Origin of the sequence: Microbispora sp. NPDC049633, from assembly GCF_040675265.1 — a bacterium.
Classification (GTDB): Bacteria; Actinomycetota; Actinomycetes; order Streptosporangiales; family Streptosporangiaceae; genus Microbispora; species Microbispora maris.
In genome coordinates this window covers 1-13,312 of record NZ_JBFAOO010000199.1, presented here as the reverse complement: position 1 = coordinate 13,312, position 13,312 = coordinate 1, and the positions used below count along the sequence as shown (strand labels likewise).

General features: G+C 73.7%; 9 protein-coding genes. 1 reads left to right on the top strand and 8 read right to left on the bottom strand.

Annotation, left to right across the window (positions count from 1 at the left end; genetic code table 11):
• Positions 1 to 1,044, bottom strand: a 1,044-nt coding sequence (locus AB0J39_RS32770) for an MFS transporter (RefSeq protein WP_363471863.1), incomplete at its 3' end; no start/stop codon positions are given.
• A gap of 66 nt (positions 1,045 to 1,110) precedes the next feature.
• Between AB0J39_RS32770 and AB0J39_RS32765 the strand changes: the two genes are divergently transcribed.
• Positions 1,111 to 1,608 (top strand): MarR family transcriptional regulator, encoded by a 498-nt coding sequence (locus AB0J39_RS32765; RefSeq protein ID WP_363471861.1) that lies wholly within the window; start codon positions 1,111 to 1,113, stop codon positions 1,606 to 1,608.
• 98 nt (positions 1,609 to 1,706) lie between these two features.
• Here AB0J39_RS32765 and holA read toward each other — a convergent pair whose 3' ends face one another.
• From holA to AB0J39_RS32730, 7 genes are all read right to left on the bottom strand, one after another.
• A complete protein-coding gene (gene holA, locus AB0J39_RS32760; RefSeq protein WP_363471859.1) occupies positions 1,707 to 2,672 on the bottom strand; it encodes a DNA polymerase III subunit delta in 966 nt (321 codons plus the stop codon).
• Between the two features lie 185 nt (positions 2,673 to 2,857).
• Positions 2,858 to 5,362, bottom strand: a complete 2,505-nt coding sequence (locus tag AB0J39_RS32755) for a ComEC/Rec2 family competence protein (protein ID WP_363471857.1) — start codon at positions 5,360 to 5,362, stop codon at positions 2,858 to 2,860.
• 200 nt (positions 5,363 to 5,562) lie between these two features.
• Positions 5,563 to 6,729, bottom strand: a complete 1,167-nt coding sequence (locus tag AB0J39_RS32750; protein WP_363471855.1) for a ComEA family DNA-binding protein — start codon at positions 6,727 to 6,729, stop codon at positions 5,563 to 5,565.
• 177 nt (positions 6,730 to 6,906) lie between these two features.
• Positions 6,907 to 7,755 carry a DegV family protein gene (locus AB0J39_RS32745; protein WP_363471853.1) on the bottom strand — a complete coding sequence of 283 codons (849 nt, stop codon included), beginning with the start codon at positions 7,753 to 7,755 and terminating at the stop codon, positions 6,907 to 6,909.
• 173 nt (positions 7,756 to 7,928) lie between these two features.
• On the bottom strand, positions 7,929 to 9,137 hold the full coding sequence (gene hutI, locus AB0J39_RS32740; RefSeq protein ID WP_363471851.1) for an imidazolonepropionase: 1,209 nt from the start codon (positions 9,135 to 9,137) through the stop codon (positions 7,929 to 7,931).
• Positions 9,138 to 9,588: 451 nt separating this feature from the next.
• A complete protein-coding gene (gene hflX / locus AB0J39_RS32735; RefSeq protein ID WP_363471849.1) occupies positions 9,589 to 10,992 on the bottom strand; it encodes a GTPase HflX in 1,404 nt (467 codons plus the stop codon).
• Between the two features lie 102 nt (positions 10,993 to 11,094).
• The coding region (locus AB0J39_RS32730) for an AAA family ATPase (protein ID WP_363471847.1) at positions 11,095 to 13,312 on the bottom strand (2,218 nt) is incomplete at its 5' end.

Here is a 13,312-nt window from a genome sequence, read left to right as displayed (position 1 = left end):
GGCGAGCCCGAGCGGCCGCGCCGCGTAGGAGATGAGCAGGTCGAACGAGTCCACCCTGCCGAGCGCGTGCGGCTCCACCCGCTGCTGCACCACCGTCTCCCACAGGGGCGTCAGCATCCCCACCCCCAGCATCGCCACGACGTACGCGGCCGTGACGATCGGGGTCGGCGCGGGGAGAGCGAAGGCGACGAGCGGGCACGCGTAGACCGCCGCGCCGACCGCCGCCACGGCGAGGGGCCGCCGGATCGGCAACCTGGGCGCCACGAAGACGCCGAGCAGGGTCGCCGCGGTTCCCGCCTGCGCGATGACCACCCAGACGGCCTCTCCGCCCAGGCTGCGTACGGCGATCACCGGGCCGAGGGTCAGCAGCACGCCCGCCCCGAGATGCCAGACGCCGTGCCCGGCCACGCTGATGAGGAACCAGCGGTGCCGCCTCGCCTCCCGCCATCCTTCCCTCAGCTCGCCCAGGAAGCGGTCGCGACGGGCCGCCGGGCGTGGCGCCGTGACCAGGCCGCCCAGTGTGACCGCGGACCCGGCGAACAGGACCCCGGTCAGCAGGAAGGACCAGCCCGGCCCGAGCCACAGCGTCAGGCCTCCGGCGAGCGCGGGGCCGGTGATCTGGGCGAGGCCGCTCGCCACTCCGATGTGGGCGTTGACCCGCAGCCGGCGCTCGGCCGGAACCACCCCGGCGACCAGCGGTGACACCGCCGGAACGCCGAAGGCCACCGCGGCTCCGGTGAGCGCCGCGAGGGTCGCCATCACCGCGACGCCCGGATGGCCGAGGAGCAGCAGCGCTCCCAGCGCCACCTGAGCGGCGCAGCGGACCAGATCGGCCACGAGGATCACCCGTCTCGGCGGGAAGCGGTCCGCCATGACTCCCCCGACGGGCAGCAACAGGACCATGGGCAGCATCTCGGCGGCGAGGACGACGCCGAGATCGAGGGCCGAGCCGGTCACCCTGATGACGGCGAGGGTGAGGCCGGTGGGAATGAGGGCGGTGGCGAGCGCCGCGACCGTCCGCCCCGCGATCAGACGCGCAATCATGAGAGCGAAGGTATTTCGTCAGCGAAACTTTCGTCAACGTATTTTTCCGCAGCGTATGATTGCCTCATGGACGACTCGGTGGACCGGCACATCGCGCGCTGGCGGGGGAAGGCGCCCTTCGACGAACGCGTGGAGGCCATCGTCACGCGGATGCAGTTCCTGGTGAAGCACCTGGCCCAGGCGAAGGGCACCGCGCTGGCCGCGGTGGGCCTGCAGGACTTCGAGTACGAGACCCTTCACTGGCTCGGGGCCCGAGGAGAAGCCGGCCGGGCCACCCCGACGGAGCTGGCCGCCGAGTTGAGGGTGTCCCCCGCCGGCATGACGGGCCGCCTGGACACCCTTGAGAAGGCGGGGCTCGTCCGGCGCATCCGCAGCGCGGAGGACCGCCGCCGGGTGGATGTGGAGTTGACTAGCGAGGGCCGCGCGCTCTGGCTCAGGGCGATGGACCTGCGCGGCGAGGTCGAGGACGAGATGGTGGGCGTGCTGCCGCCGGACGACCAGGACGCCCTCGCGGCGCTGCTCAAGCGGATGCTGCTGCACGTGGAACACCCCGCCCGATCCTGAGCGCGGTACGGCGAAGGCGACGAGCTGTACGGCGGGACCGGCTCAGCGGGACCCGCTCAACGGGACCGGCTCAACGGGGTTCGCTCAGCGGGTGCGGCTCAGCGGGTGCCGCGACTGGCCACGATCGTGTGGATCGCCTTCTCCAGCGCGTACGCCGGATCGGTGCCGCCGCCCTTGACCTGCTCGTCGGTGGTGGCCACGGCCTGCAGTGCGGCGGAGATGCCCTCCGGCCCCCAGCCGCCGAGCTGACGCTTGACCCGGTCGATCTTCCAGGGCGGCATGCCCACATGGCTCGCGAGCTGGCCGCCGCGCAGGTTGCGGGGCGCCCCGCCCACCTTGGCCAGCGAGCGCAGACCCCCCGCCAGCGCGCTGACGATCAGCACCGGCGCCACGCCCGTGGCGAGGGCCCACCGCACCTGTTCCAGCGCCTCGCCCAACCGGCCCTCGATCGCGAGGTCGGCGATCGTGAAGCCGCTGACCTCGGCGCGTCCCCGGTAGTACTTCGCGACCGCCGCCTCGTCGATGTTCTTGGCCTCGGTGTCGAAGGCGAGCTGGCTGCAGGCGGCCGCCAGCTCGCGCAGATCGCTGCCCACGGCGTCGAGCAGCGCCTGGGCGGCGGCCGGCGAGATCGACCGGCCCTCCCTGCGGACCTCGGCCTTGATGAAGTCGAGCCGTTCTCCCGCCTTGGTCGGCTTGACCACGGTGACGACATCGGCGCCGGCCTTCTTCACCCCGTCCACCAGGGCCTTCCCCTTGACGCCGCCCGGGTGGGCGAGCACGAGCACGGTGTCGTCGGCCGGGTGGGCGGCGTATTTGACGACCTCGGTGATGACGTCCTTCGTGAGGTCCTGCGCTCCGCGGATCACGATGACCGACCGGTCACCGAACAAGGAGGGGGAGGCGAGTCCGGTCAGCTCTCCCGGCTGCACCTTGCTCCCCTGGAGGTCGTGCAGCTCCGCCCCAGACTCCTCGGCGCGGACCGCCGCCACGATGGAGCCGACGGCGCGATCGGCCAGGAACTCCTCGTCGCCGACGACCAGGGTCACGGGTGCTGGGTTCGCCATGTCAGGCAGCATGCCACGCCCACCCGCCCACGGCACATCCGCCCACCCGGCACGCTGCGACTGACATGTACGTATTGGGCGAATCCCGAGCACAAGTGTGGCCCACAGGGTTCCGGCGCCGTCGCGAGCCGGCGGCGCAGGCCGAGGGCCGTCCCACCGATCGCGTAGCCGGCCGAGCGCCGCGCTCATCTGCCTCGTACGACCACGGCGAGGCGGTTGTGGGCGGCGACGACGGCGATGTCCCCGGACAGGTCCGTGCGGTAGGGCCGCATGCCGAGCCAGTGCAGGCGTCGCAGCGTCAGCGGAGCGGGATGCCCGTAGTCGTTGACCGCGCCGACGCTGATCAGGGCGGCCCGCGCGCCTGTGGCGGCGAGGAAGGCCGGTGACTGTCTGGGCGACCCGTGGTGGGGAACCTTCAGCACCTCGACCCGCGGCAGGCCGCGCCGCACCAGTGCCTCCTGTGCCTCCGTCTCCAGGTCCCCGGCGAGCAGGGCCGCACCCAGGGGCGCATCGCCTGCTCCCTCTGCCTCCCGTGTTCCGCCCGCTCCCTGGGCGTCGGGCCGCGCGGACCAGCGGACCAGTAGCACGACGCTGGCGTTGTTGGCCGTCGATCCCTCGCCCCTGCCCCGCGTCTGCGCACCGGCCTCGGGGGCGAGCACGGTGATCTCGCTCGGTCCGAACCGCCACCGCATCCCCGGGACGGCTCGCCACTCCGGGATGCGGGCCGCCCTGAGTCGCCCGGAGACGCGGCCGGCCTCGCCCTCCGGCACGCGGCCCGGGCTCACGACCACCGCCCCCACCGCGCGGCGGCGCAGCACCCCCGGCAGTCCGCCGACGTGGTCGAGGTGGGGGTGAGTGAGGACGACGAGCGGCACCTGCCGCACTCCGAGAGCGCGCAGACACCGGTCGGTGGGGCCCGGCCGCGGCCCGGCGTCGACCACCACCGCCCGGCCGGGACCGGCCGCCAGCGCCATCGCGTCCCCCTGACCGACGTCGCAGACGACCAGGAGCCACCCCGCCGGTGGCCAGGGCGACACCACCGGCACGGCCACGAGGGCGGCGAGCAACGCTCCCGCCGCGAGCGCCGCCGCCAGGCGCCTGCGCGCACGGCCCCGCAGGACGAGCCAGCCCGCGACGGCCGCCGCCGTGAGCGCGGCGACACCCGCCACTCCCCCTAACCACTCCGCCGAGGCGAACGGAAGGTCCGCGGCTCGCTGTGCCACCGCGATGATCCAGCCGACGGCCCAGCCCGCGGGACGCACCAGCAGCCGGGCCAGGTCCATACTCACCGGGGCGATCACGGCGGCCCCGAACCCCAGCACGGTCGCGGGCGCCACCGCGGGCTCCGCGAGCAGGTTGGCCGGGATCGCGGCCAAGTCGAGGCGCCCGGACATCAGCACCAGCAGGGGCGTGACCGCCGCCTGCGCCGCGGCGGTCACGGCCAGGGCCTCGGCGAGGAGGCGGGGCACCCGGCGCGCCACCATGCGGTCACGCCACCGGGGCGCGAGCACCAGGATGCCGCCGGTCGCGAACACCGACAGCGCGAAGCCCCACTGCCGGGCCAGCCCGGGATCGAACACCACCAGTCCGAGCACGGTCGCCGACAGGGCGGCCACGCCGTCCCGGGTGCGCCCCGTGCCGAGGGCCACGGCGGCGACCGTTCCCATGACGAGAGCGCGCAGCACGCTCGGCGACGGTCTCGCCACGACCGAGAACGCGGCCATCGCGACGACCGCGACGGCGGCCCGGAGGACCAGGGGCAGGCCGGCGAGACGCCCGAGCACCAGCACCGCGCCCGCCACGATCGCCAGATTGGTGCCCGATACTGCCGTGAGGTGGCCGAGCCCCGCCGTCGCCAGGTCGAGCCGCACCTCCTCGTCCAGGCGCGACACGTCGCCGACGACCAGGCCGGGCAGCAGCCCGCGCTGGTCGTCCGGCAGCACGTCGCTCGCCTCGCGCAGACCGGCGCGTAGCGATCCGGCGGCCCGTTGCACGGCCGAGGGCGCGCCGATCGGCTCGGGCGCCCCCCGGACGAGCATCACCGCCGCGACCGGTTCACCCTGCTCCGCCGGGCTCAACCGCCCGCGTACCCTGACCCGCTGGCTGGGCAGCAGCGGACGCCATCCTTCCGCGGGACCGATCAGCACGACGGGCACGTCCACGGCGTATCGCTCCCGGGCGGCCGACACCAGCAGCAGCCGGGCCCGGACGACCGCCGTCTCCCGCCTGGCCACCCCGCCCTGGTGCGGCCGGATGCGCGGGTCGTCGCTGATCTCCGCCTCGGCGGTCACCGCGGCGCCCCGGCCGGCCAGGTCCGGCACAGGTCCGGTCGTCACCTTGAGAACCGTGAACGCCGCGACCGCGGCCGTCACGGCCACGGTCGCGAGCACCGCCATCGCGATCCTGGCGGCGGCCCCCGGCGCTCCCGCTGGACCGGCGAACTCGTCGGCATGTCCCCCTTCGGTCCGTGAGCACGTCTCGCCGGTCCCGTCCGCACGCCGCTCGGCGTCACGCCCATGCTCGACGCTGCTGCTCCGCTCGACGTCACGGTCCCGCTCGGCGTCGTGATTCCGCGGCCGCCGCGCCACCGCCCACGTGACGACGCCCGCCACGGCGGCGGCCAGCGCCACGGCGGCTCCGGCGACGGCGGGGCAGCCCAGCACCACGAGCGCGGTGAGCCAGGCAGCCACCGCTGGAGCGGCCAGTGCCGCCGGGCCGGGCCCCGTCCTGCCACACCACTGCTCCTCGCGCCCCTGCTCCTCGCGTCCCTGCTCCTCGCGCCCCTGGTCATCGCGCCCCTGGTCATCGCGCCCCTGGTCATCGCGCCCCGGCTCATGGCCGGTTCCGGCAGCCGGCTCGCCCCGCCCGCTCTCGTGATGGCCGGCGGCGGTCACACGGAGACCTTGTCGCGCATCTCGGCGAACTTCCTGTCTCCGATGCCGGGGACCTCCTTCAACTGGTCGACGCTCTGGAAACCCCCGTGGGCGTCCCGGTAGTCGACGATCCGCTGCGCGATCACGCCGCCGATCCCGGGCAGCGCGTCCAGTTGCTCGGCCGTGGCGGTGTTGAGGTTCACCACCCCGGCTCCCGGCATCCCCGGCGCCGATCCCGGGGCGGCGCCCGAGGCGGGGCCCATCCCGGCCGTCACCGGGCTTCCGGCGACGATCTGCTCCCCGTCCGTCAAGCGCCGCGCCAGGTTGATACCGCCCGGCTTCGCACCCTTCTGGAGACCACCCGCGGCCTCGATCGCGTCCGCGACCCGCGAGCCGGACGCGAGGACGTACACCCCCGGATCGCGGACCTTGCCCGTCACATACACCACGACCCGCGCCGGCGAGCCGGGTGTGGCCGCCGCGGCTCCGGCAGAACCCGCGACGTACGCCGTCGCGCCCGGCCCGGCGCCGTCGGCGGGGTCCGGCCTCGCGTGGGATGCCGGACCCGGCGCAGCCCCGGGGCCGCCCGCGGAGTCGGCGGCGGGACGGAGGTCCTGAACCGCGGCGGCCGGGATCGGCGGGGCGATCGGCTCCGCCACCGGCCTCGACCGCCAGACCAGGATTCCGGTGACGACAGCGGCCAGAAGCCCGGCGGCCACCAGCGCCCGGAGCCCGGGCATGCCCGGGTCGAGCCGTGGCAGGGCGCGGCCGAGGGCCGCCCGTCCGAGAGCCAGCCGTCCGAGCATCCGCGTGTCCCGCGGGGGCGTCCCCGGCCGGTCCGCACGGCCTTCCCATCCCTCGGCGAACTCCTCTGGCAGGTCCGAGGTCCCCTCCCGGTATCGGCCGTCCGCGCGGACTCCCCACCGATCGGTGGACTCCTCCGACAGGCCCGAAGCCTGCCGGTACGGATCCTTCTCCGCCTTGTCCGGCGGATGATCCGGCGGACGGGTCTCCGCACGGACGATGTGGGGCGCGCCGAACGACGGTGGCGGTCCGGGCGGGGTCGGCGTCGACCGCAGGCGGACGGACGGGGGCACCGGATCGAGCGGTCGCAGCAGCCCGCGCAGGCGGGACTCGCCGACGACGGCACCGCGTACGGCCCCACGAGACTCCTTGCTTCGCACGCAACGGACGGTAGGCACCTGCCGTGGCCCGATCCGCTCCCGAACGTGATTCTGTGGACAACCCGCGGCCGTCGAATCACCCGCGCACCGTAGAGGCGAGGCGCGGGCGGCGCCGAACGGCAAACGGCACCGCCTCGCCCCGGCCGCACTTCACCGCACGGCGAGGCCCCACGAGGATCAGTCCACGGGGGCGACGGTGACCCCGAGCATGCCGGGGCCGACGTGGGCGCCGAGGACCGGTCCGATCTCGGCCACCCACAGCCGTACGAGCCTGGGCAGCCGCGCCGTCAGCTCCTTCGTGAGCGCCTCGGCCCGCTCGGCCGCCATCAGGTGCTGCACGGCCACGTCGACCGGCCGGTCCCCGGCTGCCTCGACGGCCAGGTCCTCCAGGCGGGCGAGGGCGCGGCTCGCGGTGCGCACCTTCTCCAGCACGCCGATCTCGCCGTCCGCCATGCGCAGCAGCGGTTTGATCGACAGCGCCGACCCCAGGAGATTGGTCACGCGGCCGATGCGGCCGCCGTGACGCAGGTAGTCGAGCGTCTCGACATAGAAGAACGTGCTGGTGGCAGCGGCCCGCCGCCGGGCCACGCCGGCCACCTCGGCGGCCGGGGCTCCCGCCGTGGCCGCCCGCGCGGCGGCCAGCACGGCGAAACCGAGCCCCATGGCCACCGACCCGCTGTCGACGACCTCGACCGGAACGGAGGATTCACCCGCGGCGAGACGCGCGGAGTCGGCGGTGCCGGACAGCGCGCCGGACAGGTGTACGGACACGATCGCGGCGGCGCCGTTCGCCGCGGCCCGGCGATAGGCGTCCGCGAAGCGCTCGGGGGCCGGGCGCGAGGTGGCGATCGGCGAGCGGTCCTTGAGAGCGTGCGTGAGAAGACCGGCGTCGAACGGGGTCACGTCGTCGATCTCGCGATCCCCGAGGAGCACCTGAACCGGTACGACGGTGATGTTCCACCTGCCGGTCGCCTCGGCACCGAGGTACGCCGTGGAATCGGTGACGACAGCGACAGATGGTGACATATCGCGAGATTACCCAGCACTGATCGCCCGGCAACCTCTCTGTGAAACTCGGCCCCCGCCGGCACGCACCGAAATGTCGCGGAATCGCGCGCGGCGGCCTCACCGCGAACGGCACGCGGGGCGGATTCACGACCGCCGCGCCGCGAAGCCGGGCGAGGGGCGATCGGGGGCCGTCACTGGACCGGGACGCCGCCCCGCCAGACCCGGCGCGGCTTGAGGCCGAACGACCAGGCGAACGCGCCCTCGTGGTCGGCGTCCCACTGGACGATGTCGGCGAGACGGCCGGGCGCGAGGATGCCGCGGTCGGGAGCGCCGAGGACCTGGGCGCCGCCGAGAGTCGCGGCCCGCAGGGCGTCTCCGACGCTCATGCCGAACGCCGCCACCGCCAGGCTGATGACCAGGGACATCGAGGTGATGCCGCAGTGGCCGGGGTTGTGGTCGCTGCCGAGCGCGATCGGGACGCCCTGGGCCAGCATCCGGCGCACGGGCGGGAGGTGGCCCACCTGCAGCGCGGCGCCGGGGCAGACGACGGCGGGCACGCCATACCTCGCCATCATCGCGATGTCCTCGTCCGAGGCGTGGTGGAGCAGGTCGGCGGAGGCGCAGCCCATCTCGGCCGCGAGCTGGACGGCGCCGCGCCGGTTGTAGGCGCCCGCGTGGATGCGCGGCAGCAGCCCGACGTTGCGGCCGGAGGCCAGCACCCAGCGGGCCTCCTCCGCGGTGAAGTGGCCGTCGTCGCAGTAGACGTCCACGCTGTCGGCCCCGGCACCGGCGGCGTCCGCGCACCAGGAGGCCACGGCCTCGACGTAGTCGCGCTGGCGGCCGAAGTATTCGGGCGGCACCACGTGGGCGGCCAGGAAGGTGACGTGGACCCGCGGCATCATCGGCTCTTTCTCGAGCTCGCGCAGCAGCCGCACGTCGGCCAGCTCGCCGTCGCGGGTGAGGTGGTAGCCGGTCTTGGCCTCGACGGTCGTCGTGCCGCCGAGCAGCCATTCGCGCAGCCGCTCACGGACGCCGTTGCACAGGGTCCAGGGATCGGTGCCGCGCGTCACGGTGACGGTCGAGCCGATGCCGCCGCCCGCCGCGGCGATGGCCGAGGCACTGGAGCCGCCGGACCGCATCGCCATCTCGGCGTACCGGTTGCCGGCGTACACGGGATGGGTGTGCGCGTCGATGAGGCCGGGCGTGACGAGCGCTCCGCCGAGGTTCTCCACATGGTCGACGTCGACGATGTCGTCCACGACTCCGGGAACGCTCTGGGGGAGGTCGGCGGCGCGGCCGACCCACGCGATCCGGTCGTTGTGCACCAGGATCGCGGCGTTGCTGCACACATCGTGCCCGGTCCAGAGCCGGCCGATGTTGGTGAGAAGGCGAACGGTCATGCGACCACCTGCGCAACATCCGTGGACGGCGAACGGCCCCCGCCTGCGGGCGCCTGGCCCGCCGGGTCCGCTGCGCGTCCGGACGTCATTGGGGGGTCTCCTGCCTCATCGCGCACCGATGTTGTGCGATGACCCTACCGCCGGGATCTCGAACCCGGGCGATTCAGTTCAGTTACGGTATTTCACAGGTGGGCTGGATGTACAGGGTTAGCGACAGAAACCCGCGCGGTATCATGCGCATCGCCGCGCATCAGTCGTCTCACACGCTGCGGCGGGATCGGGATCGACGACGTCGATCCAATGGCCGCGAACGCCTCGGATAGGGTGACCGCACTGCCTGGAGTCATGTTGTTACCCACACAATAAGGTCCCATTAGGCTTTCCTTATCGTACCAAGGGCAACCCTTGGCGGGCCACCGACACGCGGAAGGTGACCCGCCGATGGCAGGTGTCAGACGGTCTCGACGGGCTTCGCCACCCGGTCCAGCTCCGCGTACAGGTCCGCGAGGACCCGGGCGTGCAGGACCGTGCCGTCGCCGGTGTGCTCGAGCGACAGGACCTCGCCCTCGCTGTGCGCCCGCGCGATCAGGTCGCCCCTGTCGTACGGCACCAGCATCCTGACCTCGTGGTCGAGGCGGGGAAGCTCACGCTCGATCATCGACATCAGCTCGCCGATCCCGGCCCCGGTGCGGGCGGAGACGACGGCGCTGTGCCGTTCCTTCATCGTCAGCCGGGTCAGCACCACCGGGTCGGCGGCGTCGGCCTTGTTGACGACAATGATCTCCGGGATGTCCCGCGCGCCCTCGATCTCGGCCAGCACCTCCCGGACGGCCGCGATCTGCGACTCGGGGTCGGGGTGCGACCCGTCCACCACGTGCAGGATCAGGTCGGCGTCGGCGACCTCCTCCAGCGTCGAGCGGAACGCCTCGACCAGCTGGTGGGGCAGGTGCCGTACGAAACCGACCGTGTCGGCCAGCGTGAACAGGCGGCCCTCGGGCGTGCGCGCCTTGCGCACGGTGGGGTCGAGGGTGGCGAACAACGCGTCCTCGACGAGCACACCCGCGCCGGTCAGCCGGTTGAGCAGCGACGACTTGCCGGCGTTGGTGTATCCGGCGATCGCCACGGCGGGCACGTCGCGGGCCTGCCGGCGGTGGCGCATGGTCTGCCGGGCGGTCGACATCTCCTTGATCTGCCGCCGCAGCTTGGCCATCCGCTCGCGGATCCGCCGCCGGTCCAGCTCGATCTTGGTCTCACCGGGGCCGCGGCCGCCGATGCCGACGCCGCCCGCGGCGCGACCGCCGACCTGGCGCGACAGGTTGCCACCCCAGCCTCGCAGGCGCGGCAGCAGGTACTGCAGCTGCGCCAGCTCGACCTGCGCCTTGCCCTCGCGGCTCTTCGCGTGCTGCGCGAAGATGTCGAGGATCAGTGCGGTCCGGTCGATGACCTTGACCTTCACGACCTCTTCGAGCTGGCGGAGCTGACCTGGGGTCAGCTCACCGTCGCAGATCACGGTGTCGGCGCCGCTGGCGGCCACGATGTCGCGCAGCTCGACCGCCTTGCCCGATCCGATGTAGGTGGCGGGGTCGGGCCGGTCGCGGCGCTGGATCAGACCCTCCAGCACCTGGGAACCGGCGGTCTCGGCCAGGAGCTTCAGCTCCTGCAGCGAGTTCTCCGCGTCCAGCGCGGTGCCGCCCGCCCAGACGCCCACCAGGACGACACGCTCCAGCCGGAGCTGCCGGTATTCGACTTCGGTGATGTCTTCGAGCTCTGTCGACAGACCCGCTACGCGGCGGAGCGCCTGGCGCTCTTCCAGTTCGTAATCGCCCATGGCGAGGTCTTCGGGCTCGTTTCGCATATATGTCATCTCTACTAGACAGAACAGTCTGACACCCCGATGCCTTCCCGGCCCGGGCGCCTCCGTCGATGGTGACACGACCCCGGGGAGTGCCGCACTCCCTTATGTGCCGAGTCGGGCCACAAGTCGCGCGCTCTCCCCCGCCCAGTGATCAAGGCTGAGCCGGACGTGGACCTCGTGCGCCCGCCGCGCGTGGTCCCGGGCCCGCCCCCGCTCGCCCATCGCCAGCGACAGCATCGCCAGCGCCTGATGGATCGAGCCCCAGCCGACCGTGCCGCTGCCGTGCAGGGCCAGCCGGTCCGCGTACGGCGCCAGCATCTCGTACAGGTTCGAGGGGTCGGGGACGCCGAGCTGAGCCGACACGTACGACCAGATGACGGCGACGAACTCCCCCGACCAGTCGTCGGGGATCGTCGTGCCCCATCGGGCGATCAGGTTCCGGGCCAGCTCGCGATCGCCCACGTCGAGCGCCGCGAGCACGGCTATGGGACGCAGCGGGTCGTTGTGCGGCTGCGACGCCGCCGTGACGACCTCGTCGAGGATCTCGGCGACTCTGCCCTGTCCCCGCCGGCAGGCGTAGAGCATCGTCGGCCGTACGACGCCCAGGCCCCACATGCTGCTGTCGCCGAAGACCTCGCCGAGCTCGCCGGCGAGGCGCTCGACCTCGTCCCAGCGGCCGTCGAGGGTCAGCCGGGCGGCCTGGGCGATGCGCACCATGGCCGTCAGCTCAGATCTGCTGACCTCCTGCAGCAGGTGCTCGGCGCGGGCCAGGTCCCGGTCCCATTCGTCCAGCTCCCCCGCCCTGAACAGGCACGCCATCCGGTGCACCCGGGCCACGATCTCGGCTGTGGCGGGCAGGTCGGGCACCGCGAGCATCTCCTCGGTGGCGCGGCGGCGCTCGGTCTCCCGCTCCGGCACCCAGGACGCGATCATGTAGTTGTTGAGCACCTGGAGGAGCAGGGCGGGGTCGCCGATCCCGCGGGCGATCTGCACGGCCTCCGCGACCATCGCCTCGCCTTCGGCCCGGCGAGGCCCGTAGTTGAGCTCGATGCCGAGAGTGCCGAGCAGCGCCGCCCGGCGGGCGTCGTCCAGCGGGCCCGCCAGCAGGTTCTCGAGGAGGGCGACCGTGTGGTCGTCGACCACTCCGTACGGCCGCCAGTTCCAGACGCTGAGGGTGCCGAACACCGCCACGGCCTCCACCAGGGCCGGCCGGTCGCCCGCGCCCTCCGCCAGCCCGATGGCCTCCTCGAGTGCCGCCCGTGCCCGCACGACGTCCCCGACGACGCGCAGCGAGCGGCCCAGCTCGATCAGCAGGCGGCACCGCCTGGCCGGGTCGCGCGCGCCGAGGGCGAGCAGCGCCTTGTCCCACAGCTCGACCGCCTCGTCGTACGCGCGCTGCGCCGTCGCCTGCCTGGCCGCCCTGGCGGCGTAGCCGACGGCCTTGTCCGCTCCCCCGACCCGCGCGGCCATGGCGAAGTGGTGGGCGAGGACGGGCAGGCGCGCCGCCCCGTCGCCGCCGGGCGGCGCCGTCGGCAGGGACTCCAGGGCCTCCGCCACGCTCAGGTGGAGCCTGGCCTTCTCCAGGCGGCCGAGCCCGGCGTAGAGCGCGTCACGCACCAGCGCGTGCGAGAAGCGGTAGTCGAAGCCTCCCGGCGTCTCAGCGAGCACGCCGACGGCGACGGCGGGCTCCAGCAGCGACATCACCTCCTCCGCATGGGTTTCCGTGAGCGCCTCCAGCACGTCGAGGCTGACGTCGCGGCCCAGGACGGCGGCGCGGCGCAGCAGGTCCCTCGTGGGGTCGGGCAGCCGCGCGACCCTCCGCTCGATGACCTCCATGACGCCTTCGGGCACACCCAGCGACGCGGCGTCGAGCCGGTGCTCGCTGCCCAGCAGCCGCAGCAGCTCGCCGAGGTAGAAGGGGTTGCCGCCGGTGCGCCGATAGAGCACCTCGGCGAGCGCCGGGTCGGTCAGGTCGTGCCGCCGCAGGAACGCGGCGACCTCCTCCGCGGTGAACGGCGCGAGGGTGAGGCGCTCGGTGCCGGGCTCACGGGTGAGGGCGGCGAGGGTGTCGCGCAGCCGCTCGGGCTCCCTGCCCGGCTCCGGCCGCACGGTGGCCAGCACCAGCACGGGCCTGCGGTGCAGCTCGGCCGCGAGGAAGGCGAGCAGCCGCAGCGAGGCGGCGTCCGCCGCGTGGAGGTCGTCCAGCACCACCAGCGTCGGCGTGCCCGGCCGGGCGAGCGCGGCCAGCACGCCCTCGTACAGCTCGAAGAGCGCGGCCTCCGGATCGGCGGCGGCGCCGCCCTCGCCCGCGAGGAGCCGC